Here is a 26456-nt window from a genome sequence, read left to right on the forward strand (position 1 = left end):
TTTTCCCCTCCCCTTTCCTTCGTTTTTTTTTTTTTTTTCTTCCCTCCCCCCCCCCCCCCCCCCCCCCCCCCCCCCCGGGGTGGGGTCAGGCGGCTTGCTGGGCGTTGTAGACGTTGATCGCCGCGTCGCCGAAGTGCGGGCTGCGCTCCTCGTCGGAGTTGTCGTCGGAGTGGTAGCTCACGTTGCCGACGAGGTAGCCCCAGCCGCGGGCGAGCTGCAGGTCGTCGAGCCAGGGGCCGCCGCTCGCGCCGTGGCCCTGGTCGCAGTGGATGGCCTCCTGGTCGGGCTGGAACGGCCAGATCCCCGGGCGCCACGTCGTCCCGGTGCAGTAGCGCAGCTGCTGCCCGGTGATGCCGGGGCGGGCCGGGTGCGTGTCGAACGGGTAGCCGAACTCGTAGACGTTCCAGTCGTAACCCTGGCCGAACTTGTAGCCCTGCCAGCCGGTCGCGTTCGCGACGCTCACACCGTTGCCGTTCGGCCACAGCGAGATGGCCGCGAAGTCGTAGTCGCTGTCCTTGCCGTCGAAGTAGCCGTTCGGTGTGGACAACGACTTCCAGGTCCACCGGCCCAGCGGCTCGCCGGAGCCGGCGTAGTCCGGGACGAAGACGAAGTTGCTGTACCAGTGCTTCGCGCCGTCGGTGACGCAGTGCCCGGCGGTCCAGACCATGCTGCGGTTGGCGGAGTTGATCACGCTGGCGGTGCACTGGTGACCGCCGTCGGGCTCGTCGAAGTAGAGCTTGCCGACGGTCGACGCGGGCATCTGGCCGTGGGCGGTCCAGACCCCCGACTGGCTGAGCGAGGTGAGCGCGGGCGGGCCCTGCGGAGCGGACTTCGGTCCCGCCGCGCCCGGCGCGGACGTCGCCGGCAGGACGTGGGTCTGCGGTTCGGCGCCGTGCCGCTCGGCGGGCACGTCGGCCGGCTTGGCCGCGCGCATCCGCTCGGGTGTCCACTGGCTCAGGACGTCCTTCGCGGGTGTGGTCGCCTGCTGGACGACCGCCGCGGATGCCTTGCCGGGCACCGCGTCCGCCGTCGTCGCGGCTTGCGCCGTGCCGTGGACCAGCATTCCCCCGAGCACTACGACGGCAAGGACCGCCCCTGCCGATCGGGTACGTCTCACTGGGCACCTCCAGATTCCCCCGGGCGGTGGTCCCGCCCAGCAGCCAGCCTCCCGCCGCGCGCCGGGCGGCGACACTGGACCTTGGAGTTGCGCCGTTCAGGGGAGACCGGGGTGCTCCGGCCGGGAGATGAGCAGGCCGGCGACCGAGCCCGCCTGCAGCCGCGACTCGACGCGCAGCTTGATCAAGACGTTGCTGACGTGGAACTTCACGGTGCGCTCGCTGATGCCCAGCCGGCGGGCGATGCCGCGGTTGGACAGGCCGTGGCCGAGCAGGACGAGGATTTCGTGTTCCCGCCGGCTGAGCCTCCCGACGCGCTCGAGGACCTGGCTCCGCCGGTGTTCGAGTGCCACGAAGTCGTCGTTCATGTCATCCCCCCAAGCCGGAAAACCCGCACCGAGAAGAGGGGGCAGAGGGAAGCTCAGATACGCCTAGTCGTCCGGACCGCTCTGGTGGCGCATGTTTTCGTCGGCCTGCCGGATGCGGTCGGGCGTCCAGTGGCGGTCGACCTCGGCCGGGTCCTGGGGGTTGGTGTGCACCACCGGGGTTTCGGGACCGGGTTGCCTCGCGGCGGCGGCACTGATCCCGGCCGCCGCGAGACCCGCGACCACGGCGAGCACGACGAACGCTTTTTTCCGGGACATGGGAACCACCCTCTCGGTGTCCCGAGAATACCAGGGTGACCGGACTGCGGATCGCGTGATCGTTTCGCCTGGGGGCGGCGGAAAGCGTGGTTGTCCACAGTGGATTCCGGCGCCCCTGCGCCGGTCAGCCGGGCGAGCCCACCGCGCAGACCTTGATCGGCGCCGCGTGCGCCGGGTCGAGGGCGTTGCGGACCAGATGCCAGACGTTGAGGTCGTACGCCTCGCCGATGTGGCCGACCGGGTCGAACGGGCACGAGTCCTGGACGTAGATGTTGTGCACCCCCGGCTCGCGGATGAACGACGTCTCCGTCGGGGTCACCAGCTCGTCGTAGCGCGAGGTGATGATCGTGTAGCCGATGCCGGGCTGGGCGACCGGGCCGGTGTTGAGGGCGACGATCGCCGCGCCGCCGTCCAGCTCGTCGGCGAAGATCGGGAGACCGATCGTCTTCACGATCGTGTCCCAGGTGCTCTTGCCGAGCACGGTGTAGGCCAGCGTCAGGAGCCCGGACGCGTTGGCGCCGTGGGTCGGCGGCGCGATCGCGACGACCTGGCCGATCTCGCTCTGGATGCCCTGCATCTTGGCCAGGTAGATCGACTGGAGACCGCCTTCGGAGTGCCCGACGACGTCGACCTTGGCCGCGCCGGTCGCCGCGCGGACCTTCTCGACGAAGTTCTTGATCTCCAGCGACGACTCCGCGACCGGCTTGAGGCCGCCGACGAACGGGAACTGCGGGTAGGCGCCGTAGGTCAGCGAGAACGTGCAGTACCCGCGCGCGGCGAGGTCGGCCTGCAGGAAGTTGAGGTCTTCGTAGTAGGTGGCGAAGGTGCCGTGGAGCAGCACGACCGGGTTCGGGTGGGCGGCGCTCGGGCGGCAGCCGAAGTTGTTGTTCCCGCCGCTGGGCGCGGCCTGGGCCGGGGCCGCAGCACCCAGGGCCAGCAGGCCCGCGATCCCGAGTCCGGCCAGCCATCGTTTTGTTCCCCGCGCCATTCCCCGCGCCATTGCGAAGTCCCTTCGTCTGGTTGCTATGCACAGCATGAACCACACAATCAAGGCTGTCTGCTGGCAGAACGCGCAGAAACTTGCCGTGGCCGTTTGTGCATGGTGACAATACCGGGCATGGATGCCGTCGACAGGTTGTTCCCTCGGACGGGTGAGATCGCCACCGCGATGATCACGCGGTGTGCCGCCGAGATCCCGGCGTACCGGCTGCTGCCGGAGAGCGTGCTGGCCGGCGACCTGGTCGCGAACGCGCGGGCGGTGTTCGAGCTGTTCCTGACCACGGTCGCCGAGGACCGGCGACCGACCGAGGACGAGCTGGCGCTGCCGATCGTGTGGGGCGCCGAGCGGGCGCGGGACGGCCTGCCGCTGGAGGCCGTGCTGAAGATCTACCCGCTCGCCGCCGGTGTCGCGTGGGAGCAGGCCGACGGCGACCGCGCGGTGCTCGGCGCGCGGATGCTGGACTTCCTCGGCGAGGTGATGCCGCGGGTCGCGTCGGCGTACCTGCGCGAGCGCGACGCCCTCGACTGGGAGCGGCGGGAGGACCGCCAGAACCTCGCGGCCAGCCTGCTCGCCGGCCGCCCGGTGCGCCACCGCGAGCTCGCGCCGAGCTACGACGTCGTCGTGTTCCACCTGCCGCTGCGGCCCGCACCCCCGGATTCCCGCGAAGCGACGGACCTCTTCCGGGCGATCCGGTCCGATTTGGACGGTCAGGCGGGTGTCCTGGTGACGTTCAAAGGGGACGGCGGTGTGCTGCTGGTGCCCTCGTCGTCTTCGGCATCCTCGGCAGACGAGGTGGCGGCGCGGGTGGACGTCCTCTGCGGCCGCCCGTGCGTCGCGGCGGTGGCCCGCGCGGGTGCGCTCGAAGACATTCCCACGGCGCATTCCGAAGCCGTGGAAATCCTGGCGCTGGCGGAAAGCCTGCGCCGTCCGCCGCGGTTGTACCGGCTGGCCGACCTGGCGATCGAATACCAGCTGGCCCGGCCGAGCCCGGCGCGGGAAGCGCTCGCCGCGGTTCTTTCACCGCTGGAAGACCATCCGCACCTGATCGACGCGTTGCGCGCGTTCGTGACGTCGGGCTACAACCGCGGCGAAGCGGCGACGGCGTTGAACATCCACCGCAACACGTTGACCTACCGCCTCGGCCGCATCCAGCTGATCACGGGTTACGACGCAACCCGGCCGGCGGACGCCCGCCACCTGGCCGCGGCGATGACGGCTTACGACATCAGCCGCCAGAACGGGTGAATGTCACGGGATAACGTTCGCGTCGCGATTCCCCCGGATCAAGTGCGCTTTCCGTGGTCCACCCGATTCCTGGTGCGGACACGGAAAAAGCCGATCGTGGTCGCTCGCCGGCAGCCACCTGACCCGGACGAAATGAGCCAGCCCATGCGCATCCTCCGCGCGACCGCCGCCCTCTCCGCCGTTCTCGCGCTGGCCGCCTGCGGCCTGCCGCGCACCGTTGCCGGGAGTCCCGCTCAGGCGCCCGCCACGGCGACCGTCACCGCCGCCGCGACACCCACCGTCACCGTCGCGCCGCCGCAGACCGTTGTCGTGCAACCGCCGCAAACCGTTGTCGTCGCGCCGAAAGCCGTTGCTTCGAACCAGTGGTACGCGCAGCCGAGCTGGATCGCCGCGCAGCCGTGGATCACCATCACCCCTTCGGCCGGGCAGACGCCGTGCCAGTGGCTCCACGCCCGCGGGTACTCCTACGCGCAGGCGTACGCCGCCTGGGCGCAGAACGGGTATCCGGCCAGCTGGTCCGCCACCAACGACGGTTACCCGTGCCAGAAGTCCTACGGCATGCAGCACTGACCGACCCACGCGCGGACGACGTCGTCGAGCACCTTCAGCGGCAGCTGCCCGCCGCCGAGCACGACGCCGTGGAAGTCCTTGAGGGAGAACGCTTCCCCGAGCGTCTCCGACGCGAACCGGCGCAGACGCAGGATTTCCAGCCGGCCGGTCATGTAGGCCAGCGCCTGGCCCGGTGACTCGATGTACCGGTCCGTTTCGGACTGCACCTCGACCTCGCTCAACACCGTGTGGGCACGCAGGAACTCGACGCACTGCGCACGCGTCCACCGCAGCGCGTGCAAACCGGTGTCCACGACCAGGCGCGCCGCGCGCAGCGAGTCCTCCGCCAGCATGCCGAGGCGCATCAGGTCGCTGGAGAAGAGGCCCATTTCGTCGGCGAGCCGTTCGGTGTAGAGCGCCCAGCCCTCGCTGTACGCGGTGATCATCGCGATGCGCCGCAGCTGCGGCAACCCGGTCAGCTCCTGCGTCAGCGACTCCGCGAAGTGGTGGCCCGGCACGGCTTCGTGGAACGCCACGGTCTCGGCGATGAACCGGTCGCGCGTGCGCACCTCGTGGGTGTTGGTGTAGTAGACGCCCGGGCGGGAGCCGTCGAGGGCGGGTGGCAGGTAGTACGCGGGCGCGGCGACCGGCGCTTCCGCGTCCGGGACCGCCCGCACGACACACTCGGCGGCCGGGACGCGGGGAAACCACCCCGGCGCGGTGGCGGTCGCACGGGCGACGGCCGCACGTGCGGTCTCGAGCATCTCCTCGGCGTCGCGCCAGCGGAGGCTCTCGTCGGTCCGCAGCCGTCGGCGGACCTCGGCCGGGTCGGTCAGCCCGAAGACCCGGTTGCCGAGCTCGGTGAACTCGGCTTGGAGGCTGGCGAGGACGTCGAGGCCCAGCTGGTGGAGTTCCTGCGGTGTGTGGTCGGTGGTCGTGTGCATGCGCGCCAACGCCGCGTAGTGCGCTTCGCCGCCTTCGAGCCAGCAGATCCCCGGCTCGCGGTCGGGCCGGCCGCGGCCGGCCAGCTCGGTCGCGACGAACTCGCGGTAGCGGGCCAGCGCCGGCCGCACCACGTCGGCGACCAGCCGGTCGCGGCGCTCGGCGCGGTCGCCGGTCAGCGGCAGGGCGAACGGCTTGTCCTGCGCGAGGAACCGGTCCAGGAACCCGATCGTCGTGTGCGCCATCCGCTCGACGTGCCGGTGCGAGCCGGCGCGCTGGCGCTGGGCCAGTGCGGCGTAGAACGCCGGGAACGCGGCCAGCCGGGCCAGGAAGTCCTCCTCCGCCTGCTCGCCGGACGTCGTGAGCTGCGGCAGGAAGGTCAGGAGGCTGGTCCCGGCCGCGAACATCGGGTCGGCCAGGGTGAACTCGACGTCCCGCGCGTCGAGCCGGGCCAGCACCGCCTCGGCCTGCTGGACGACCACGCCGAGCGTCACGCGGTCGTCGTCGGGCGAGACCCGCGCCCGCGCCAGGACATCGGCGGCGCGGGCGCGCAGCCGCGCCTGGCCGGCCTCGCTCGGGTCGCCCAGCTCGGCGTCGTGCCCGGGGATGCCGACGAAGGTCGCCTCGAGCGGGGACCAGGTGGCCAGGACGTCGACGAGCTCGTCCGCGAGCGCGGTGGCAGAAGTCATCCGGTCATTGTGTCGGCGCGCTCAGCCTCGATCGAGGGGATTTCGCACCGGGGCGAGCGCGAGCTCGCGGGAGAGCGCCAGCGCGGCGGTCCGCACCGCCGGGGCCAGCCGGTCGAGGTCCAGCTTGGCCGCGTTGCCCGTGATGGACAGCGCCGCGAGCACGCGACGCCGGGCGTCGAACACCGGCGCGGCGACCGCGGACACCCCGACCTCGTACTCCTCGTGGTTGACGCCGTAGCCGCTTTCGGCCGCGCGGGTCAGCTCGGCCCGCAGGCGCCCGGGCGCGACGATCGTGCGGGGTGTCCACCGCGCCAGCCCGGCGACGGCGACCCGGCGGAAGTAGTCCGGTGAGCCGAGCGCGAGGAACACCTTTCCGGTCGCCGTGCAGTGCAGCGGCAGCTTGCCGCCGACCTCCGACTCGATCGGCATCGACCGCCGTCCGCTCACCTTCTCCAGGAACAGCGTGTGCGGGCCGTCCTGCACGGCGAGGTGGATGTTCTCGTGCGTCGCCTCGTAGAGGTCCTCGAGGTAGGGCAGCGCGGCTTCGCGGAGGTCACGCCGCCGGGGCACTCGCTGGCCGAGCTCGAACAGCTTCATGCTGAGCCGGTAGCGGCCGTCGCTGCGTTCCAGGCCGCCCCAGCGCACGAGCTCGGCGGCGAGCCGGTGCACGGTCGGCTTCGGCAGGCCCGTGCGCGCGGTCAGCTCGGCCAGCGACAACGTGGTGTCCGCCGAGGAGAACGCGTCCAGCAGCATCAGGCCGCGGGCGAGCACGGACTTCGGCGGGCCGCTCATCCCGTGATGATGATCCGGTGGCGGCGGGGAGGCAACGCCGGTGAGCCGAGCGGTCACCGGATCGCCCCGGCGACCTGGGCGGCCAGCGCCAGCACGGTCAGCGCCGGCGGCACCGACAGCACCGCGGGCAGCAGCGAGGCGTCGCCGACGTACAGGCCGTCGACGTCGTGGGAGCGGCCGTCCGGGCCGACGACCGACCGCGCCGGGTCGTCCCCCATCGGCGCGCCGCCCTGGGGATGGGCGGCTTCCAGGCCGCTCCAGACGACGTCGCGGGCGCCCGCCGCGCGGAGCACGGTGACGCCGAACTCGAGCGCCGCCGCCAGCCGTCGCCGCTCGGCCGTCGAAAAGCGTTTGCCCACCAGGACTTCGCCGCCGGCGCCCGGGTCGGCGACGGCGGTGTTGTCGTCGGTGACGAGCACCCGCAGGCCGAGCCAGCCGGGGTAACGCCGGACGACTTCGGTGAGCCGCGCGCCCCAGAGCGGCCGGTGCCGGCCGTCGACGAGCCCTTGGGCGAAGGCGACCGGCTCGGGCCGCACGGTCGCCTCGACGGCGACTTCGCCGGTCCGGTGCGCGGTCGCCGTGAGCGTGCGGGTGTCGTCGAGCCCGGGGAACCAGCCGTGGACGAGCCGGGCCGGGTGCAGTCCGAGCGTGCGGCCGGCCAGCCGCGCCGACGGGGTGTCGAGCCCCGCATTTTCGCTGGTCCGCACGAGGATCCGCGGGGTGTCGAGCGGCCCGGCGGCCAGCACGACGACAGGGGCGCGCAGCTCGCCGTCGTGGCCGTCGCGGGTGTAGGCGACGCCGGTGACCTTCGGCCGCCGTCCGGACGTGTCGAGCAGGACGTGCCGGACGTCGTGCCGCGCGCGCCGCCGCGCCGCGCCGGGTGCGGGGTGCCCGGGCCAGGTTCGCAGCGGCCGCAGGGGAGTGCTGAGGGCGGTGAAGCCGGGTTCGACCCGCTCGACGTCCGGCTCCGGGCACCCGGGCGGGCCGAGCCGGGCTTCCGCGCGCTCGTACCACGGCTCTAGATCGCTCATGGTGAACGCTCCCGCGGCGCCGAGCAGCCCGGTGTTTTCGTGGAACTTCGCGACGTCGGCGGCGGTCGCGCGCTCGGCGGCGACCGGCCCGTGCCCGGCGGTGAGCACGACCGGCTCATCGTCCACAGTGGACACGAACCGCGCCCGGCCGGGACTGCCTTCGAGCAGGAGCACGTCGGCGCCGCGCGCCGCGAGGTCGGCGGCGATCGGCCCGCCGTCCCGGCCGACGACCACGACGTCCGCGCCGTCGGGGCCGCGCTGCCCGGGCGGGAGGTGGTCGGAGTAGCACGCTTCGATCGCGAGCCGCCGGAACCGGTCGAAGGCGGCGCTCCCCACCAGCCGGCTCAGCGCGTGCGGGTCCGCAACGCCGGCCAGCACCCCGATGGCGGCGTGCACCGCGTCCTCCTCGCCGGGGGTCAGGGCGGGCAGGGTCGCGGCGAGGTAGCGGTCCGGGCGGGTGGCGGCGGACCCGGGGACGAGCAGCTCGCAGACCCGGGTGACCACGGCCGCCTCGCCGGCGCCCAGCAGCTCGCCCACCGTGCCTCCCGCCTCGTCTCCGGCGCCCCACCTCAGCGGAACGCCGAGCCACCGTCCACGTTCAGCGTCTGCCCGGTCAGGAAGCCGCTGCCCTCGTCGCACACGTACCTCAGCGTCGACGCGAGATCCGCCGGGCGCTCCGTCCGCGGCACCGCCTGCTTCGCCCGGACGCGCTCGAAGCCGCCTCCGGCCCCGGTCGTCCGCGCGGCGGTCGCGGTCGACGTCAGCCCCGGCGCGATGGCGTTCACCGTGATCCCCTCCGGGCCCAGCGTGGTGGCCAGTGATCGCGTGAACCCGATCAGGCCCGCCTTCGACGTCGTGTACGCGACCAGCTCCGGCGGCCCCAGGAACACCGCCGCCGACACGATGTTCACCACCCGGCCCCAGCCGGCGGCGCGCAGGTGGGGCAGCGCCGCCCGGGTGACCAGGAACGGCCCCTCCAGGTTCAGCCGGATGACCCGGCGCCAATCGTCCACAGTGGTCTCTTCGAAGGCGATCGGCGGGTAGATCCCGGCGTTGTTCACCACGATGTGCAGCGCCTCGAACGCAGCCACCACCTGCTCGACCGCGGCCTCGACGGCGACCGGGTGGGTCACGTCGACCGTCACCGGCAGGAACTCACCGCCTGCGGCGATCACCCGCGCCGCCGTCTCGGCCTGGTCCGCCACGTCCCAGCCGGCGACCCGGTGGCCGAGCCCGGCGAGGGTCACGGCGAACTCCTGGCCGAGCCCGCGGGCGGCCCCGGTGACCACGGCGACGCGGCTGCTGGACGGCATGGCGGGCAGCGTGGCGGCGTCCTCCGGGTCCCGGCAAGGTCACCGTTTCACCCACCGAAACGCGCGTCTTGCCGAACCCGCGGGTGGCTGGTGACCTTCGCGGCTATGTCCGCCGACACCGCCCCGCGCCCGTGGCACCGCCACCTCCTGCGCGACGAGCTCGGCGTGGTGCTGGTCCTCGTCGTGCTGGTGGGTGTCGTCGGGCTGGCGCACCCGGACTTCCTGCGCCCGGTCAACCTGCTCTCCACCGCCCAGAGCTCGGTCTACGTCGGCCTGATGGCCTGCGGGATGGTGTTCCCGCTCGCGATGCGCGAGGTCGACCTGTCCCTCGGCGGGCAGTACGCGCTCGGCATCGTGCTCGGCGCGGTGCTGATCCGCGACGGCTGGTCGCCGTGGCTCGCGTTGCCCGCAATCCTGCTCGTCGCGACGGTGCTCGGCTGTCTCAACGGCGTGGTCACGACGTACCTGCGGCTGCCGTCGTTCATCGTCACGCTCGCCGCGGCACTGCTCTTCCGCGGCGCCGCGCTGGCGCTGGCCGACGGCAAGCAGATCAGCGGCATGCCGCTGGACCACGCCTTCTTCAGCGTGCTCGGCGGCGAGCTGGCGGGCGTGCCGACGTCGGTCTGGGTGCTCGTGATCGCGGCCGTGGTACTCACCGTCGTGTTCACGCGGACCCGGTTCGGCGCGCGGGTGCGGGCCGTCGGGTCCAACCCGGACGCCGCCGAGTTCAGCGGGCTGCCGATCGCCCGCACGAGGATCGCCGCGCTCGGCCTGTCCGGCTTCATGGGCGGGGTCGCCGCCGTGCTCGGGCTGGCGTTCTTCACCGCGGGCGACCCGACCGTCGGCAACGGTTACGAGCTCACCGCGATCGCCGCGTGCATCATCGGCGGCACCCCGCTGGCCGGCGGGCGCGGCTCGGTGCCCGGCGCGGTGCTCGGCAACCTCATCCTCACCACCGTCGCGGCCAGCCTGGTGTTCCTGCAGGTGCCGATCAACTGGACGACGTTCGCCACCGGCGCGGTGATCCTGGTCGCCGTCGCCTTCGACAGCGTGCTGCGCCGCACGCGTGGCCGCTCCCCGAGGAGATCCCGTGAAACGCTTCCCGATCCTGGCCCTGATCACGTGCCTGATGCTGAGCGCCTGCGGTAGCTCCGGTGACTCCGGCGGTTCCCTCAAGATGGGCATCGCCGTCGCGAACATCAGCCTCAACTTCGCCCACGAGATGGTCGAAGGCGCGGAAACCGCGGCGCAGCACGAAGGCGGCGTCGACTTCAAGGCCGTCGGGCCGCCGAACACCGACGGGCCCGCCGAACAGCAGCTGTTCACCAACCTCACGCAGACCAACCCGGACGGCGTGGTGCTGGAGAACCTCGACCCGCCGATCTTCACCCGGCCCGCCGCGACGGCGATCGACCGCGGCGTCCCGGTCGTCGCGCTGGACACCGCGCCCACCGACGGCAGCAAGATCACCTTCTACGTCGGCAACGACAACTACGACCTGGGGGTGCAGCTCGCTTCGGAGCTGCTGAAGCGGTTGCCCGCCAACCCGTCCGGCACGGTCGTGGTCGGCGTGCCGAACCCGGGCACGCCGGTGCTGGACAGCCGCGCCCGCGGGATCAAGGAGACGCTCACCGCGAAGGCGCCGGGGATCAAGGTGCTCGGCCCGTTCCAGACCTACAGCGACCCCAACCAGAACTACGGCGCGTGGTCGGCTTTGGTGCACGCGAACCCTTCCGCGCTGGCGTTCCTCGGCGTCGGTGACGCGGACAGCTACGACCTCGCGAAGATCAAGCAGACCGAGAAGGGCAAGTACCTGGTCGCGGGCGCGGACGTCGATGCGAAGACGTTGCAGGGCGTCAAGGACGGCCTCGACTTCGTCACCATCGACCCCGAGCACTTCCTCAAGGGCTACGTCGTGACCGCGCTGCTCATCCGTTCGGTCAAGGAGAAGAAGCCGCTGCCGCAGGGCTGGCTGCGGATGCCCGGCCTGGTCGTCGACTCCTCCAACATCGACGCGGTGATCAAGCGGCAGACGTCTCCGCAGGCCGCGTACGACTTCTACAAGCCGGAGATCGACCGGATCCTGGCCGATCCTTCCGCTTCGGTCCGCCCCCTGGCCGAGGCTCGCTGACGTGCTCCGCGCCACCGGCCTGACCCGGCGCTACGGCGGGGTCACCGCACTGTCCGAAGTGGACATAGTGCTGCGTCCCGGCGAAGTGCACGCGGTGGTGGGGGAGAACGGCGCGGGCAAGTCGACGCTGGTGAAGATCCTCTCGGGTGTCCTGCGGCCGGACGAGGGTGTGTTGTCGCTCGGGGACGCACCGGTGGTGTTCTCGTCGGCGCGTGACGCGGTCGGGCGCGGCGTCGCGCTGGTGGCGCAGGAACTGGCGGTGTTCCCGGACCTCACGGTCCTGGAGAACCTGTTCCTGCTCAACCGGCGGCGGCTGACTCCGCTCGCGGCGCCGGTGCTGGCGGAGCTGGGCCTCGACGTGCCGCTGGACGCCCGGGCCGGGTCGCTCACGCTGGCCGACCAGCAGCTGCTGGAGATCGGCCGGGCGCTGCTGCGGAACCCGTCGGTGCTGATCCTGGACGAGCCGACGTCGGCGTTGCCCGCCGAGGCCGTCGAGCGGCTCATGGCGGTGCTGCGTCGACTGGTGTCGCGGGGCGTGGCGGTGCTGTACGTGTCGCACTTCCTGGAGGAGGTGCTGCGGATCGCCTCGCGGATCACGGTGCTGCGCGACGGCCGGTCCGTGCTGGCGGGCGTGGCGACGGCGTCGGTGGACCTCGACGGCGTGGTGGCGGCGATGCTGGGCGACCGGGTGGTCGCTTCGGTCGCTTCCCGGCCGGCGCCCCGGTCCCGGCCACCCGCGGTGGTGGTCGAGGAGCCCGCTTTCGCTGTGGCGGAGGGTGAGATCGTCGGCTTGGCGGGTCTGCAGGGCGCGGGACACCTCGACGTCCTGGCCGCGTTGTCCGGGCGTTCGCCGGGGCACGGCCGGGTCCACATCGGGGGCCGGCCCGCGCCGCGTTCGGTCCGCGCCGCCGTCCGGGCCGGGATCGCGTTCGTGCCCAGCGACCGGAAGCGCTACGGGCTGATGCTCGACAAACCGCTGTGGCAGAACACGAGCGCGGTCGCGTGGCTCGGCGCCGGCCGCGGCGGCTGGTGGCTGCGCCGCCGCACGCACGTTTCGGCGGCGCGCGCCCTGATCACCCGCCTGCGCATCCGCGGCGGCCCGGACGACCTCGTGACGACGCTGTCCGGCGGCAACCAGCAGAAGGTGGTCTTCGCGAAGTGGCTCGAAGCGAACCCCCGCCTCCTGGTCCTCGACGACCCGACCCGCGGCGTCGACGTCGGCGCGCGGGCGGAGATGCACGCGGTGATCGCGCAGCTCGTGGCTTCGGGGAAGCCGGTCGTGCTGGCGTCGACGGACCTGGCGGAGCTGTGCGAGCTGTGCGACCGGGTGCTGGTGTTCCAGCGGGGCCGGGTGGTGGCGCGGCTGACGCGCTCGGAGCTGTCCGAACGCGCGCTGAGCGTGGCGATGAACGCCGGAACGTAGACCGGGCCGGGAGCTTCGCGCTCCCGGCCCGGCCGGCACCTAGGTCAAACTCGAACAAGGTCTCGCATCAGGATCCTTCGCCCCGTTGGGGACCCACCGCACGTTCGCGAACGACGCCTGGAACGCGGCGTCGGTGTAGACCAGGAACGGCGTGTTGATGTGCTCGAAGTCCAGCCCGTTGTTGAAGCAGGACAACGGGATCTTGACCGTCGTCTTCGGGCCGCCCGCCAGGTCGGTGAACAGCTTCGTCGCGTTCACCTCCGAGAAGCACGGGTAGACGCAGTGCATGCTGATCACCGTCCGGTTGACCGGCGCCTGCTGGACGGTCGTGTCGAACTCCAGCGCCCCGTCCGCGTTCAGGTAGCTGCGCAGGTCGTTCGTGCCCGCCGTGTTCTGCATGTAGAGCTGAGCCGCTCCGGTACCCGTCCAGGTCGTCTTCAGGCCGTCACCCTGCACGTTGACGTCCGTCGGGACGGTGTTGATCTCGGGGTGCTCGGCCGTGCCGTCCGGGCCGATCGCGGTGCCGCCCCAGTTCGAAGCCGAGCCGATCTGGCTGGTGTACGGCGCGACGTCGGTCCGGTCGTAGATCGACAGGTCCTCGGTCGCCGTCCCGCCGCCACCGGTGGACCCGCAGGTCGCCGGGCCGGGGGTCTCGTCCAGCTGGCCGATGGTGACGCGCTGGCCGGTCTTCAGACCGTAACCCAGCTTGAACAGCGGGTCGTAGTCCGGCGACCACGGGTTGAGCGGCGACTGGCACGCGCTCTTCGGCCACGAGTAGGACAGCTTGGCCGTGTACCCGCCGTTGACGTCCTTGCCCTTGACCATCAGGTCCGCGACGCCGCCGCCCTCGGAGCCGGGCAGCCAGGCCGCCACGAACGCGTCGGAGCGGTTGATCTCCTTGTTCATGTACAGCGGGCGGCCGCCGACGTAGACGGTGGCGACCGGGGTGCCCTTGCCGCTGACCTTGTCCAGCACGGCGAGGTCCTCGGGGTAGAGCTTCGACGCCTCGAGCGTCTTGCGGGTCAGGTCGCCGACACCCTCGGCGTACGGCGTCTCGCCGATGACCGCGATGACCGCGTCGTACCCCTTCGGGTCGGTGTTGCCGGTGGCGTCGAAGGTGACGTTGGCGTCCCCGAGGTCCTCCTTGAGCCCCGCGAGGATCGAGGTGGCGTTCGGGAAGTCGGCGTTCGTGTTGCCGGTGCCCTGCCAGCTCAGCGTCCAGCCGCCGGTCTGGTTCTGGATGCTGTCGGCGCTCTTGCCGACCACCAGGACCTTCGACTTCGGCTTGAGCGGCAGCACGTTGCCGTTGTTCTTCAGCAGCACCTGCGACTCGCGGGCGGCCGCGCGGGCCAGCTGGTGGTCGGTCAGCGCCTCGGCCGACTCGGCGAACGAGCGGTCCGACGGCGCCTGGGCCTCGAACAGCCCGTCACGCAGCTTGACGCGCAGGATGCGGGTCACGGCGTCGTCGATCCGGGCCATCGGGATCTGGCCGTTCTGCACCTGGGCGATCGTGTTGGTGATGAACGCCTTCCAGTCGGCGGGCACCATCACGATGTCGATGCCGGCGTTGATCGCCTGCGGGCAGGAGGAGTTGGTGCAGCCGGTGACCTGGCCGATGCCGTTCCAGTCGGACACGACGAGGCCGTCGAAGCCCATCTTGCCCTTGAGGATCTGGTTCAGCGCCTTGTCGCTGCCGTGCAGCTTGCCCTCGTTGATGCCGAGGTCGGTGTTGGTCCAGCTGTTGAACGACACCATCACGGTCTGGGTGCCGGCGGCGAGCGCGCCGTAGTAGCCCTGGCCGTGGATGTTGATCATGTCGGCTTCGGAGGAGGGGTTGACACCCTGGTCCTGGCCCTTGAGCGTGCCGCCGTCGCCGATGAAGTGCTTGGCGGTGGCGATGACGCCACTGGAGCCGATGCGCTTGGTGGCTTCGTCCTGGAGGCCGTCGATGGCCTCGTAGCCGTAGGCGCGGGTGATGCGCGGGTCCTCGGAGAAGCCTTCGTAGGTGCGGCCCCAGCGGTCGTCCTGGACGACGGCGAGGGTCGGCGAGAACGCCCAGTCCTGCCCGGTGGCGCGGATCTGCCGCGCGGTGGCGGCGGCGACGTCGCGGGCCAGGCACGGGTCGTGCGCCGCGCCGAGGCCGATGTTGTGCGGGAAGACGGTGGCGCCGTAGACGTTGTTGTTGCCGTGCACGGCGTCGATGCCCCAGATGACGGGGATCTTCGTGCGGCTCGACTTGGAGGCGTACCAGTAGGCGTCGGCGAGGTTCAGCCAGTCCTGCTGGGTGGCGTGCTTGTTGCCGCCCGGCCACGCGCCGCCGCCGTTGAGGACGGAGCCGATGGCGTACTGCTTCACCTCGGCGGGGGTGATCGAGGTGATCTCGGGCTGCGTCATCTGCCCGACCTTCTCCTCCAGGGTCATCCCGGAGACGATCTGGGCGATGCGCGCCTCGTCACCGGCCTTGCCCTTGAACCGGCTGTCGACCTTGGGCCAGTCCGCGAGGGTGGGCAGGCTCGGCTCGATCTTGGCGCAGCCGTACTTGTCCTTGGCGGGCTGCCCGATGACGGGCTGCTCCGCGGCTTGGGCCGCTTGGGGGATCGCCTGCGCGACTCCGCCCAGCAGGCTGAGGCTCATCAGGGTGACGAGCGAACTTCGGCGCGCACGGGACCACGCGCGGGATCTTCTGGCCATGGTCTGGTCCATTCTGCGATGAACGGCGGACCGGCCGATCCTCACCGGGCGAAGGGGACGGCGTCAATAGTTTCGGACGCTTGCGGGGCAAGTTAATTCTCGACATAAAATAAGAGTCGCCCGGTGGTTGGGCGCGTCTAGCGGGTGCGGTGCTTGCGGTCAAGGGTGCTGCGGGGCAAAGGTCGTGCCCCATGGACATCCGCCGGATCACTTCGCCTGCGCCGGTCGCGCGGGCCGGGCACCTTTTCGACGACCCTCCGCGACCTTCGGCCACAGAGCGCTTCCTCGCGTCCGAGGGACACCACTTGCTGATCGCGTATGTGAACGACGAGCCGGCGGGGATGGTGACGGGGGTCGAGATGACACACCCGGACAAGGGGACGGAGATGTTCCTGTACGAGCTCGGCGTCGACGCCGGGTTCCAGGGGCGGGGGATCGGCCGCGCCCTCGTGACGGCGTTGGCGGACGTGGCCCGGGAGCGCGGGTGTTACGGCATGTGGGTGGTGACGTCGGCGGACAACACCGCGGCTCTGTCGACCTACCGCCGGGCGGGAGGGGAGGCGGAGGACGGTCAGACGGTTCTCGTGTGGACGTTCGAGGACCGCGAGCCGGCCCTCTGAGTACCGATCGACACCTTGCGCCGCGTGATCGGAACCGGAACTCGCGTGATCGGAACCGGAACTCGCGTGATCCGGCGCGTATCTCGCGTGATCGGAGGGGCATGAACGGCTCAGCCGAGCACCGAGCCCGGCAGCTCCTCGAAGATCAGCCACGTCCGCGTCGACCGGACCCCCTCCAGGGCCTGCAGCCGCTCCAGGACCACGTCCCTCAGCGTTGTGTTGTCCGGTGTTCGCACCAGCAGCAGGATGTCGAAGTCGCCGCCCACGAGCGCCACGTGGTCGACGTACGGGATCGCGTGGAGGTCCGTGGCCATCGTGCGCCAGGACGTCTGCTCCACCGTCACCATGATGTACGCCGACGTGCCCAGGCCCGCCCGGCGTGGGTTGATGCGCGCGCCGAAGCCGGTGATCACCCCTTCGGCCATCAGGCGCTCCAACCGCGCGTACGCGTTCGTGCGCGAGATGTGCAGCTTCTCCGCCAGCGCGCGCACCGCCAGGCGGCCGTCCGCGGACAGCTCCGCCAGCATCGCGCGGTCGACCTCGTCGAGGGCCGGGACCGTTCGTCCCGTGAGACCGTCCAGTGGCTGGGAGTCGGAAGACGTTTGGTCCGGAGAGGGGCCTGTTGGAGGCCGTTTGTCGCTCATTTCCGCCAACCCTTGAACAGACGACCACCAAGAACGACCATTTCAGCATCATATGTCTGCGAGAGGTGGTGTGCGCCATGGCCGCGGAGACCCTGCTGCCGTCCGTGTCGCCGGTGCGGTTCGTCGCCGAGGACGGGACGCGCGTCGACCAGCACGGCGAGTACGCCGAGCCCACGAAGGACCGGCTGAAAGCCGTCTACCGGCAGATGGTCCTGGGCCGCCGCTTCGACGTCCAGGCGACCGCCCTCACCAAGCAGGGCCGCCTCGCCGTCTACCCCTCCAGCGCCGGCCAGGAGGCCTGCCAGGTCGCCGCCGCGCTCGCGCTCCAGGACAACGACTGGCTCTTCCCGACCTACCGCGACTCCGTCGCCCTCGTCGCGCGCGGCTTGAAGCCCGGCGAAGTCCTGACGCTCCTTCGCGGCGACGCGCACTGCGGCTACAACCCCGTCGAGACGCGCGTAGCGCCCCAGTGCACTCCGCTCGCGACGCAGACCCTGCACGCCGCCGGTCTCGCGCACGCGATGCAGCGACGCGGCGAAGACGCCGTCGCGCTCGCGCTCATCGGAGACGGCGCCACCAGCGAAGGCGACTTCCACGAGGCGCTCAACTTCGCCGCCGTCTTCAAGGCGCCCGTCGTGTTCTTCGTGCAGAACAATCGCTACGCCATTTCCGTCCCCTTCGAGAAGCAGAGCGCCGCGCCCGCGTTGGCGTACAAGGGAATCGGCTACGGCATGCGCTCGGAGCAGGTCGACGGCAACGACGCCGTCGCGGTGCTCGCCGTTCTCGACGACGCCGTGAAGCACGCCCGCGAAGGCCACGGCCCGGTCCTCGTCGAGGCCCACACCTACCGCATCGACGCCCACACCAACGCCGACGACGCCACCCGCTACCGCGACGCGGACGAAGTCGCGAAGTGGCGCGAAGCGGACCCGCTCAAGCGCCTCGAGACCTACCTCGGGGACGCCCTCACCGCGCACGAAATCGAGCTCTGCCACGCCGAAGCCGAAGAGTTCGCCGAGTCCGTCCGCGACACCCTGAACGCCGACGCCGAGCTCGACCCGATGTCGCTGTTCGACCACGTCTACGCCGAGCCGACCCGCCAGCTCGAACTCCAGCGGGCGGCCCTCGAAGCCGAGCTGGAGGCCTGATGACGACCACGATGGCGCAGGCGCTCAACGCCGCCCTGCGGGACGCGCTCAAGGACGACGACCGGGTGCTCGTGTTCGGCGAGGACGTCGGCACGCTCGGCGGCGTCTTCCGGGTCACCGACGGCATCACCGCCGACTTCGGCGAGGACCGCTGCTTCGACACCCCGCTCGCCGAATCCGGCATCGTCGGGTTCGCCGTCGGGATGGCGATGGGCGGCTTCCGCCCGGTCGTCGAGATGCAGTTCGACGCCTTCGCCTACCCCGCGTTCGAGCAGATCACCTCGCACGTCGCGAAGCTGCGCAACCGCACGCGCGGCGCGCTCTCGCTGCCGATGGTCATCCGGATCCCCTACGCCGGCGGCATCGGCGGCGTCGAGCACCACTGCGACTCCAGCGAGGCCTACTACACGCACACGCCGGGCCTTCGCGTCGTCACGCCGGGCACCGCGCAGGACGCTTACGACCTGCTTCGCGACGCCATCGAGTCGCCGGACCCGGTCGTCTTCCTCGAGCCGAAGGTCCGCTACTGGTCCGGGGAAGAGGTCAGCTTCACGCGCAGCGGCCCGGGCATGGACAAGGCCGTCGTCCGCCGCGAAGGCAAGGACGTCACGCTCATCGCGTACGGCCCGATGGTCGCCACCGCCCTGGAAACCGCCGAAGCCGCGAAGGAAGAGGGCTGGGACGTCGAGGTGGTCGACCTGCGCTCGCTGTCGCCGTTCGACGACGAGACCGTGACGGCTTCCGTGCGCCGCACCGGCCGCGCGGTGGTCGTCCACGAGGCCGCCGGCTTCGGCGGGTACGGCGCCGAGGTCGTTGCTCGCGTCACGGAGCAGTGCTTCCACCAGCTGCACGCGCCGGTGCTGCGCGTGACCGGGCTCGACATCCCGTACCCGGCGCCGAAGCTCGAGCGCCACATGCTCCCGGACGTCGACCGGATCCTCGACACGATCGCGCGCCTGCAGTGGGCCGACACCCCGGTGGTGGCCGGTGCCTGACTTCCTGCTGCCGGACCTCGGCGAAGGCCTGACCGAGGCGGCGATCCTCAACTGGCACGTCGGTGTCGGCGACACGGTCAAGATCGACCAGATCGTCGTCGAGGTCGAGACGGCGAAGGCCGCGGTCGAGGTGCCGGTGCCGTTCGCCGGCGTCGTGTCCGCGCTGCACGGTGAGCCGGGGCAGCTGCTCCCGGTCGGCGCGCCGCTGCTGAGCGTCGGCGGGTTCGCCGAGCCGGGCGTGACGACATCGAGCGGCAGCGGCAACGTCCTCATCGGCTACGGGACCGCGCCGACGACGCGCCGCAAGCGCGTCCGCCGCGTCGAGGCTCCCGCGCCGAAGGCCAAGGCGCCCGGCGTGATCTCGCCGTTCGTCCGGAAGCTGGCTTCGGACAACGGGATCGACCTCACGACGGTCACCCCGACCGGCCCCGGCGGGATCATCCGCCGGACCGACGTCGAAGCGCTCCTGAAGAAGCCCCAAACGGAAGGGGAGCGCCGGATCCCGCTGACCGGCGTCCGCAAGGCCGTCGCGACCAAGCTCACGACGTCGCGACGCGAGATCCCCGAAGCGACGGTGTGGGTGGACGTCGACGCGACCGAGCTGGTCGCCGCCCGCGCGGCCCTCAACGCGAAGACCGACCGGCCGGTGAGCCTGCTCGGGCTGATCGCGCGGTTCACCGTCGCGGGGCTCAAGAAGTTCCCGGAGCTGAACTCCCGCGTCGACGGCGACGAGATCGTCCTGCTGGACGGGATCCACCTCGGCTTCGCCGCGCAGACCGACCGCGGGCTGGTCGTCCCGGTCGTGCGCGACGCCGGCGAGCTGTCCACCCGGAACCTTTCGGCGGCGATCGGCGACCGCGCCCGCACCGCCCGCGACGGCAAGCTGCCGCCCGCGGACCTCACCGGCGGCACGTTCACCGTGAACAACTACGGCGTCTTCGGCGTCGACGGCTCGGCCGCGATCATCAACCACCCCGAGGCCGCGATCCTCGGCATCGGCCGGATCATCGACCGGCCGTGGGTGGTCGACGGCGCGCTGGTCGCCCGCAAGATCTGCGAGCTGACGCTGGCCTTCGACCACCGCGTCTGCGACGGCGGCACGGCGGGCGGGTTCCTCCGGTTCGTCGCGGACTGCATCGAGTCGCCGGTCACGGCCCTGGGCGACCTCTAGCGACTCACCGGGCGGATTGGCCGGATGTGACGGCCGTGGCACTTAAAGTGTTCGCGTGACGACTCCAGCCCAGCACGACCGGGACCAGGCGGAAGCGCGCGTGGGCCGGCTCAAGCAGGACCTGCGCGCCGGGCTGGTGACCCCGCCCGGCGACGTCGAGGTGATGGACGAGCTCGTCGCGACGGCCCACCGGCTGCTCGACGCCGAGCTGGCGTTCGACGAGGCGAAGCACCGGCTCGCCATCGCCGAGCTCGAGTCGCGGCACGCGGCGACGCAGCGCGCGGTGGTGTACTTCGCGGCCGCGCCGGTGCTGGTTCCGCTGGTCGCTGCGGCGCTGGTGCTGTTCGACGTGCTGTCGCCGGTTTGGCTGCTGGCGTTCGTCCCGCTGTTCGCGGCCGGGCTGTGGATCGGCTTCGGCCCGGTCCGGCGGGTCGGCGAAGTCATCCGCGAGCGGACGCGGGCCGCGTGGGCGGGGAGCGTCACGGCCGGAGTGCTGGTGGCCGCGCTGGTGCCGTGGGCCGGGTCGGTGGTCTGCACGGTCCTGGCGGCGCTGGGCGTCGCGGCCACGGCCGCGTTGCTGTGGCGGGAAAGCCGGATCCCGTGAGCCACGGTTACGCGACCTACGGCGACGACCCCGGGTTCGAACAGGAGTACGCCGACTACCCGGAGGCCGCGGACCCGACGCGCCGCGACCTCGACGAGCTGTTCGCGGCGGTCGACGGGCTGCGCGCCGCGGTCGAGGAGGCCGACGACCGCGACCGCGGGCTGCGCCAGGACGTCGCGGACCTGACCGACCGGCTCGAGCGCGGCGGCGGGCACCGGCAGGAGGACCGGATCGACCTGCTCGGCCGGCAGCTGGACCGGTTGCAGCAGCAGGTCCAGGCCCTGGAACGCGCGGTGCGGGTGTCCGACGGCGTGCCCCAGGTGAACCTCGACGACGTCGGCGCGGAGACCCGGGCGCTCGCGGCGGAGGCGGCGCGCTGGGACGACCTGCACAAGGAGCTCGTCACGAAGGAGCAGCGCGCCCGGCACGAGCAGGAGATCGCGCGGCTGGCTTCGGTGCACGAAGCGCAGGCCCGGTGTGACACCGACCTGCTCGAGGTGATGCGGGTCCTGGCGTCGACGGACCGCGCTTCGCGGGCCCGAGGGGACGCGGAGTCGTCGTTGCGGGCGTTGTCGACCCGGCGCCGGACGCTGCTGGACGAGGAGATCCCGGCGGCCTCGGAGGCGGCGGACCAGGCGCGGCTGGCGTTGCGCGAGGCGGACGCGGTCGAGGCCCGGATCGTGCCCCAGCTGGAGCGCGCCGAGCGAGCGTGGCACGACCTGCAGGTGCGGCTGCGGACGAGGATTACCGACGCGCTCGGCTCGAACGCGCTGCTGCCGACGTGGTTCGGCCACGCACTGGGCGTGGCCCCACCGGCCGGAGCGGCGGGCGACACGTGGATCCGCACGGCGGCTTCGGTGCTGGCTTACCGCGTGACGTTCCGCATCGTGGACCCGGCACTGCCCCTGGGCCCACCGGCCGGCGAGAACGCGGACACGACGGAACGGCGCTGGACCTGGCGCGCGAGGCTGGAAAGCGACTTGGACGAGCTCGCTCTCTAGCTCACGGAGATCGCGTCGCTGACCCGTTCGGCTGAATCCCGATCCGCTCGGTCGCAGGGTGGAACAACGTCGGGTGCGCCGGCGACTGTAGGGCCATGGAACAGCCCGGGAACGGCACCCGCAACACCTCGCGCGGGGACGTGCACGGCACGGTCTTCCAGAGCGGGAGCATCGACAACGTCAACACAGGTGTGGTGCACGGCGGAGCCGTGTACCTGGGCGGGGTGCACCACCACGGGAGCGCCGACCGGGACTTTCTGGCCGACGGGGCGCGGGCTCTGGACCGCAAGGACTACGAAGCGGCGTTGGCCGACCTCGGCCGGGCTCGGCGCGACACCCCGGACGACTCCGAGCTGGACTTCCTGCTCGCGCTCGCCCTCCTGCGCGGCAACCGGCCGCACCGGGTCAGGTCGAACCATGAGATGACCGCCGTCCGCGAGTGCCTCCGCCGCGCCGTTCTTCTGCCCCACGCACAGATCCTCTTGCTGCTGGCCGAAGAGGACCGTGGCCGGTTCTGGGAGCGGGGTGGGCCGGTATCCGATTCGGTGGGCGCCCTCGTCGACGCGGCGGATCCGGATCGGGTCCGGAAGATCCTCGACCACGTCACCGCGCCCGAGAACCGGGTTTGGCAGCTCCTCGCAGCGAAACAGGACCGGGAGACCGGAAGATGACGTTCACCGATGCCGACGAAGACCGCCGCGAAGTCGTCGACCGCTACTTCGCGGCCGTGCCCACCGCGGAAGAACGTTCCCGCGTCTGGTTGTTCGCCGGCGGTGGCGCCGTGGCGATCGTGCTCGGAGTGGTCGTCTGCGTGCTCGGCTCGTGGTTGCCGGGAGCCATCGTGGTGATCGCCGGTGGCGCGGGCTTCGTGCGGGGGCTTCTGCTGCTCGAGGCTTACCGAGGCGCGTTCGAGGCCGCGCTGCCCAAGCCCCGGGACACGATCATCGACAAGATCCGGGACCACGAGCTGAGCAAGGTGCGGCAGCGCGCGCTCGCCCACTTGGACCTGACCGCCGAGGACCTCGAACTGGATCCTGCGGACTGGGACCCGCTGGCGCGACCGGCCGTCGGCGAAATCGTGCGTGAACCGATGGTCGTCACCGGGCCGGTGCCGACGTCCCGCGCGGTGGTGGGGCAGGACGGCGTCTGGCGGTTCTCCCAGTACGCCGTGCTGGTGATCTGCCCGACGGACTACCACCTGGGGCTGTACCGCTGCGTCATCGACCTGCGAGTCGCCGGCCTGTTCCAGGAGGAGACCCACGAGTACCACTACGCGGACGTGGTCGCGGTTTCGACCGCGATCAGCCGGGGAAGTTCGCTCACGGCCCAGACCACCGACGCCGGCGACGGCGGCCACCGGTTCGAACGGCCCCTGCTGCACGAGTTCCGCCTGGTGGTCTCCAGCGGCGACAGGAGCGCGATCGTGGTCGGCATCTCCGACGAACGGAACCCCGACCACCAGGCCAGGCTGCCGGTGACGGGGATCAACAACGTCATTCGCGCGGTGCGCAGCATGCTCCGGGACAAGAAAGCCGGGACGGCCGTGCGGGAGATCAGCGGCCACTGACACACAGCCGGCTCTCTAGCGAATTCCGCCCCGGCCGCCACCGGTGATGAACTACGTTTTGATCATGTCCTACCGCGACGCCACGGCCCACTACACCTCGCCCAAACGGCGTGATCCGGTCAAGACGATGCTGGAAGAACTGGTCACCCACCGGGTTCTGCGGGACGCCATCGGCCGGATCCGGCGGGAGCCCGGCCGGCCGTTGCGGGTGCTCGACGTCGGGTGCGGCACCGGGGACGGCCTTGCCCTGCTGACCGAGCCGCACGGCGCCCTTGCCCCGCTCACCGACGAGCACACCCTCGACTACCTCGGGGTCGACATCGATCCCGACATGGTCGACACCGCCCGCGCGCTGCATGCGGGGCGGCCGGCCACCTTCGCCGTCGCGGACATGCGGTCCGAACTGCCCGCGGGCGACTTCGACCTCTACCTCTCCTGCGGGGTGCCCTACTCCCACCTGCCCCACGAGGACGTCGTCGAGGTCCTCACCGGTCTCATGCGGCGGATCGTCGAGACCCGCGACAGCGCGGTGCTCGTGGTCGACGTCCTCGGCCGCTACTCGGTCGAGTGGACGCCGAAGTGGCCGGAAACCCGCTGGTCGTACAACATGAGCTTCTTCGAGGACGCGACCGAGACCCTCCACGACCGGATGAGCTTCTTCGACCGCGGGTCGCTCGACGCTGCGCTCGTCGAAGCCGCGATCCGGGCCGGGGCCCGGCTGAGCGGGACGACGTTCACCGACCGGTCGATCCTCGCGGGCCGGCACACCGCCACGCTGTCCTTCAACCCGGCGATCCCGCCCTACCGCACCCTCCTCAACGAGCTCGCCCGCGGCGCCACCGACGTCGACCCCGCCCGGCTGCGGTTCGAGCCGCCCGCCGGGCACGCGCCACGACCGGTCGAGCTGTTTTTCCACGCCTTCGCCGAAGGCTGGAACCGGATCCTCGCCGCGGCCGCCTTGCCGTCCGCCGAGCACGCGAAGGAGCTGGCGAGGTCGCTCTTCGCGTGGGAACAGCAAGCCCAGCAAGGACTCGGGGTCGGCCACTCCCTGATGGCCACCGTGGTCGTCGAACGCCCGATCGTCACCTGAGCGCCGACTCCAGCTGCCGGTGCAGCTCGCCGAGCCGGGACTTGCCGGGTTTGCCAGGTGGGAAGCGGCTCAGGATGTCGCGTACCTCCGGTGGAGCGTGCTCGAGGGCCCAGGCGATCTCGGCGTTCGCGTTGCCGCCGGCCAGTTCGTGCGCCAACGCCGTCTGCTGCGCCGGGCCGACGATGTGCTTCACCTGGTGCGGCGACTCCAACGGGTGCAGGTAGGCCGCGCCCGCCGCGCCGACTGCCGCGCGGGCCGCGGCGGCCGCCGCCGGGTCGGAAGTCGCGCCCGCCGCCTTCAGCGCCGCCCACGCTGCCGTGCGCAAGGCTTTCGTGCGCGGGCCGCCCGAAGCGAACTCCCGCGCCGCCGCGATCGCCGCCGCCGGGCGGGGATCGTCCGGGATCAACGGCAGCGCCCGCGAAGCACAGCCGGCGGCCCAGCCGGTCAGCGCCCGCAGCTCGTCCAGAGTCAGCTCCATGTGGCTGAAGCGTATCTTTGAACCGCCGGTTGAGACTTTCAGACGGCCGCCGGCACCCGAAGCGGACGTCGCAGGCGATTGAACAGTTTCGGGTTGTTCAAAGCGAACACCCCTACCGTCGCGCCGTCGCGGTGCCAGGTCGCCACGAAGGACGCGTCCGAAGGCCCGCCCTCGACGAACGTCAGCGTGTCGTCCGGGCGGGGGTGCCCGGCCAGCTGCAGCCGTCCCGCGTACTGGTCCGACCAGACGTACCCGCTGGGGGTGTACGTCCGCGAGGTCTGCCCGGACAGGAGGTTCGCCACCGCGACCGGCGCCTGCTCGGACGCGTTCGTCCAGTGCTCGTGCCGACGTCCCCCGTACCGCGCGACGTCGCCCACGGCGACCACCGAAGGCAGTTCCGTGACCAGGCCCGCGTCCACGCAGACGCCGTTGGAAACGGTCAGCCCGGACCCGGCCAGCCAGTCCGTCGCCGGGGTCATGCCGACGCCGGTCACGACCACGTCGGCCGGGACGAGCGACCCGTCGGCCAGGTGGACGCCTGCTTCGGACATGCCCGTCACCGACACCCCGCAGCGCAGCTCCGTGCCGTGCTCGGCGTGCAGCCGCGCGCAGACCGCCGCCAGGTCCGGGCCCAGCACCGGCGCGAGCGGCGCGGGCAACGCTTCCAGGACGACCACGTCGAGGCCCAGCGACCGGCACGTCGAGGCCACCTCGGCGCCGATGAACCCGGCGCCGACGATCGCCACCCGGACCCCGGGCACCAGGGCCGCGCGCAACGCGAGAGCGTCGTCGATCGTCCGCAGCGTGTGGGCGGCTTCGAAGCCCGGCAAGGTGCGCGCCCGGCCGCCGGTGGCGACGACGACGCCGTCCGCGTGCACCGACCCGCCGTCGGAGAGGCGGACCCGCCGGTCGGCCGGCTCCAGCGCCGTGGCCCGCACGCCTAGCCGGAAGTCCAGCGCCAGCGACGCGAGATCGCCGGCGTCGAGCAGCTCCAGCGACGCCCGGGAAGCCGTCCCGGCCAGGAAGCCCTTGGACAGCGGCGGCCGGTCGTAGGGCAGGTGCGCCTCTTCGCCGATCAGCACGATCCCGCCGTCGTAGCCCTGCGCGCGCAGCTCCTGCGCGGCGCGGACCCCGGCGAGCGACGCGCCGACAACCGCGATGCGCTTCACGCGGCGTCCTCGCGAGCCGTGCCCTCCACGTAGACGACACCTTCGTCGACGACGACCGCGTACGTGCGCACCGCTTCCTTCGCCGGCAGGCAGCTCGGCATGCCGGTGCGCAGGTCGAACAGCGCCGCGTGCAGCGGGCACTCGACGAAGCAGCCTTCGAGCCAGCCGTCGGCCAGCGAGGCGTCCTGGTGGGTGCACGTGTCGTCGATGGCGTACAGCTCCCCGTCGTCGGTGTGGAACACCGCGATGGCGGGCGACCCCGGGATCCGGACGGACTCACCCGGGGGCAGCTCGTCCACCGTGCACGCGCGAATCATGGGTCCTCCGAGACTGTTGCGCATAGGGGAACATCAACTGTGATCCGCAACAAAGTCTGAATCCCCAGGTGGACGCCGTCAAGGGGG

27 protein-coding genes are annotated in these 26456 nt (G+C 71.7%); 14 read left to right on the plus strand and 13 right to left on the minus strand.

What is annotated here, in order from left to right; translation table 11 throughout:
• Window positions 1-85: 85 nt before the first annotated feature.
• The 4 genes from ACZ63J_RS28445 to ACZ63J_RS28460 all read right to left on the minus strand — a co-directional run bounded on the left by ACZ63J_RS28445 (window position 86) and on the right by ACZ63J_RS28460 (window position 2759).
• Entirely contained in the window at window positions 86-1117 is a 1032-nt protein-coding gene (locus ACZ63J_RS28445; protein ID WP_465401942.1) for a trypsin-like serine peptidase, read from the minus strand.
• Window positions 1118-1213: 96 nt separating this feature from the next.
• Window positions 1214-1483, minus strand: coding sequence for a helix-turn-helix domain-containing protein (locus tag ACZ63J_RS28450; RefSeq protein WP_465336578.1), 270 nt, complete (start codon window positions 1481-1483; stop codon window positions 1214-1216).
• A 63-nt stretch (window positions 1484-1546) separates the two neighbouring features.
• Window positions 1547-1759, minus strand: a complete 213-nt coding sequence (locus ACZ63J_RS28455; RefSeq protein WP_465401940.1) for a hypothetical protein — start codon at window positions 1757-1759, stop codon at window positions 1547-1549.
• Between the two features lie 124 nt (window positions 1760-1883).
• A complete protein-coding gene (locus tag ACZ63J_RS28460) occupies window positions 1884-2759 on the minus strand; it encodes an esterase/lipase family protein (protein ID WP_465401938.1) in 876 nt (291 codons plus the stop codon).
• A 117-nt stretch (window positions 2760-2876) separates the two neighbouring features.
• Here ACZ63J_RS28460 and ACZ63J_RS28465 point away from each other — a divergent pair, with 117 nt between their 5' ends.
• Window positions 2877-4004: a PucR family transcriptional regulator gene (locus ACZ63J_RS28465; RefSeq protein WP_465401937.1), complete on the plus strand. Its 1128-nt coding sequence runs from the start codon at window positions 2877-2879 to the stop codon at window positions 4002-4004.
• A gap of 144 nt (window positions 4005-4148) precedes the next feature.
• Window positions 4149-4574: a hypothetical protein gene (locus ACZ63J_RS28470; protein ID WP_465401935.1), complete on the plus strand. Its 426-nt coding sequence runs from the start codon at window positions 4149-4151 to the stop codon at window positions 4572-4574.
• Here the strand turns inward: ACZ63J_RS28470 and ACZ63J_RS28475 are convergent.
• The 4 genes from ACZ63J_RS28475 to ACZ63J_RS28490 are packed head-to-tail and all read right to left on the minus strand — an operon-like array spanning window position 4556 to window position 9320.
• The gene (locus tag ACZ63J_RS28475; protein ID WP_465401934.1) at window positions 4556-6184 is read right to left on the minus strand and encodes a DUF885 domain-containing protein; all 1629 of its coding nucleotides are present in this window, start codon (window positions 6182-6184) and stop codon (window positions 4556-4558) included. The two genes, ACZ63J_RS28470 and ACZ63J_RS28475, sit on opposite strands and share 19 nt — an antisense overlap.
• 21 nt (window positions 6185-6205) lie before the next feature.
• The gene (locus tag ACZ63J_RS28480; RefSeq protein ID WP_465401932.1) at window positions 6206-6976 is read right to left on the minus strand and encodes an IclR family transcriptional regulator; all 771 of its coding nucleotides are present in this window, start codon (window positions 6974-6976) and stop codon (window positions 6206-6208) included.
• A gap of 53 nt (window positions 6977-7029) precedes the next feature.
• Complete coding sequence (locus tag ACZ63J_RS28485; RefSeq protein ID WP_465401930.1) at window positions 7030-8544, minus strand: GMC oxidoreductase; 1515 nt, start codon at window positions 8542-8544, stop codon at window positions 7030-7032.
• Window positions 8545-8576: 32 nt separating this feature from the next.
• Window positions 8577-9320 carry an SDR family NAD(P)-dependent oxidoreductase gene (locus ACZ63J_RS28490; RefSeq protein WP_465401928.1) on the minus strand — a complete coding sequence of 248 codons (744 nt, stop codon included), beginning with the start codon at window positions 9318-9320 and terminating at the stop codon, window positions 8577-8579.
• 105 nt (window positions 9321-9425) lie between these two features.
• Between ACZ63J_RS28490 and ACZ63J_RS28495 the strand changes: the two genes are divergently transcribed.
• Genes ACZ63J_RS28495 through ACZ63J_RS28505 form a run of 3 tightly spaced genes read left to right on the plus strand, consistent with a single transcriptional unit; the run spans window position 9426 to window position 12874 of the window.
• Complete coding sequence (locus tag ACZ63J_RS28495; RefSeq protein WP_465401926.1) at window positions 9426-10469, plus strand: ABC transporter permease; 1044 nt, start codon at window positions 9426-9428, stop codon at window positions 10467-10469.
• Complete coding sequence (locus ACZ63J_RS28500; protein WP_465401924.1) at window positions 10411-11451, plus strand: sugar ABC transporter substrate-binding protein; 1041 nt, start codon at window positions 10411-10413, stop codon at window positions 11449-11451. Before ACZ63J_RS28495 ends, ACZ63J_RS28500 begins: the two co-directional genes overlap by 59 nt.
• Window position 11452: 1 nt before the next feature.
• Window positions 11453-12874: a sugar ABC transporter ATP-binding protein gene (locus tag ACZ63J_RS28505; protein WP_465401922.1), complete on the plus strand. Its 1422-nt coding sequence runs from the start codon at window positions 11453-11455 to the stop codon at window positions 12872-12874.
• Between the two features lie 39 nt (window positions 12875-12913).
• On the opposite strand, the gene ACZ63J_RS28510 is transcribed toward ACZ63J_RS28505, so the two are convergent.
• Window positions 12914-15508, minus strand: a complete 2595-nt coding sequence (locus tag ACZ63J_RS28510) for a glycoside hydrolase family 3 N-terminal domain-containing protein (protein WP_465402214.1) — start codon at window positions 15506-15508, stop codon at window positions 12914-12916.
• A gap of 248 nt (window positions 15509-15756) precedes the next feature.
• On the opposite strand from ACZ63J_RS28510, the gene ACZ63J_RS28515 reads away from it, so the two are divergent.
• Complete coding sequence (locus ACZ63J_RS28515) at window positions 15757-16185, plus strand: GNAT family N-acetyltransferase (protein ID WP_465401920.1); 429 nt, start codon at window positions 15757-15759, stop codon at window positions 16183-16185.
• 110 nt (window positions 16186-16295) lie between these two features.
• On the opposite strand, the gene ACZ63J_RS28520 is transcribed toward ACZ63J_RS28515, so the two are convergent.
• Window positions 16296-16712: an Lrp/AsnC family transcriptional regulator gene (locus ACZ63J_RS28520; protein ID WP_465401918.1), complete on the minus strand. Its 417-nt coding sequence runs from the start codon at window positions 16710-16712 to the stop codon at window positions 16296-16298.
• A gap of 194 nt (window positions 16713-16906) precedes the next feature.
• On the opposite strand from ACZ63J_RS28520, the gene pdhA reads away from it, so the two are divergent.
• The 8 genes from pdhA (at window position 16907) to ACZ63J_RS28560 (ending at window position 24405) form a co-directional block, all read left to right on the plus strand.
• Window positions 16907-17977: a pyruvate dehydrogenase (acetyl-transferring) E1 component subunit alpha gene (gene pdhA, locus ACZ63J_RS28525; RefSeq protein WP_465401916.1), complete on the plus strand. Its 1071-nt coding sequence runs from the start codon at window positions 16907-16909 to the stop codon at window positions 17975-17977.
• Window positions 17977-18972, plus strand: coding sequence for an alpha-ketoacid dehydrogenase subunit beta (locus ACZ63J_RS28530; protein WP_465401914.1), 996 nt, complete (start codon window positions 17977-17979; stop codon window positions 18970-18972). The genes pdhA and ACZ63J_RS28530 overlap by 1 nt, the downstream gene beginning before the upstream one ends.
• Window positions 18965-20143, plus strand: coding sequence for a dihydrolipoamide acetyltransferase family protein (locus ACZ63J_RS28535; protein ID WP_465401912.1), 1179 nt, complete (start codon window positions 18965-18967; stop codon window positions 20141-20143). The genes ACZ63J_RS28530 and ACZ63J_RS28535 overlap by 8 nt, the downstream gene beginning before the upstream one ends.
• 55 nt (window positions 20144-20198) lie before the next feature.
• Window positions 20199-20747, plus strand: coding sequence for a hypothetical protein (locus tag ACZ63J_RS28540; RefSeq protein WP_465401910.1), 549 nt, complete (start codon window positions 20199-20201; stop codon window positions 20745-20747).
• A complete protein-coding gene (locus ACZ63J_RS28545) occupies window positions 20744-21748 on the plus strand; it encodes a hypothetical protein (protein WP_465401908.1) in 1005 nt (334 codons plus the stop codon). Before ACZ63J_RS28540 ends, ACZ63J_RS28545 begins: the two co-directional genes overlap by 4 nt.
• Before the next feature lie 95 nt (window positions 21749-21843).
• Complete coding sequence (locus ACZ63J_RS28550) at window positions 21844-22419, plus strand: hypothetical protein (RefSeq protein WP_465401906.1); 576 nt, start codon at window positions 21844-21846, stop codon at window positions 22417-22419.
• The gene (locus tag ACZ63J_RS28555) at window positions 22416-23315 is read left to right on the plus strand and encodes a hypothetical protein (RefSeq protein ID WP_465401904.1); all 900 of its coding nucleotides are present in this window, start codon (window positions 22416-22418) and stop codon (window positions 23313-23315) included. Before ACZ63J_RS28550 ends, ACZ63J_RS28555 begins: the two co-directional genes overlap by 4 nt.
• A gap of 64 nt (window positions 23316-23379) precedes the next feature.
• Window positions 23380-24405, plus strand: coding sequence for a class I SAM-dependent methyltransferase (locus ACZ63J_RS28560; RefSeq protein WP_465401902.1), 1026 nt, complete (start codon window positions 23380-23382; stop codon window positions 24403-24405).
• Here the strand turns inward: ACZ63J_RS28560 and ACZ63J_RS28565 are convergent.
• Genes ACZ63J_RS28565 through ACZ63J_RS28575 form a run of 3 tightly spaced genes read right to left on the minus strand, consistent with a single transcriptional unit; the run spans window position 24398 to window position 26369 of the window.
• Complete coding sequence (locus tag ACZ63J_RS28565; RefSeq protein WP_465401900.1) at window positions 24398-24883, minus strand: putative immunity protein; 486 nt, start codon at window positions 24881-24883, stop codon at window positions 24398-24400. The genes ACZ63J_RS28560 and ACZ63J_RS28565 overlap by 8 nt on opposite strands.
• 38 nt (window positions 24884-24921) lie before the next feature.
• A complete protein-coding gene (locus tag ACZ63J_RS28570) occupies window positions 24922-26052 on the minus strand; it encodes an NAD(P)/FAD-dependent oxidoreductase (RefSeq protein WP_465401898.1) in 1131 nt (376 codons plus the stop codon).
• On the minus strand, window positions 26049-26369 hold the full coding sequence (locus tag ACZ63J_RS28575) for a bifunctional 3-phenylpropionate/cinnamic acid dioxygenase ferredoxin subunit (protein WP_465303373.1): 321 nt from the start codon (window positions 26367-26369) through the stop codon (window positions 26049-26051). Before ACZ63J_RS28575 ends, ACZ63J_RS28570 begins: the two co-directional genes overlap by 4 nt.
• Window positions 26370-26456: the final 87 nt, after the last annotated feature.

The sequence above is a fragment of the Amycolatopsis sp. NPDC104863 genome, assembly GCF_055582965.1.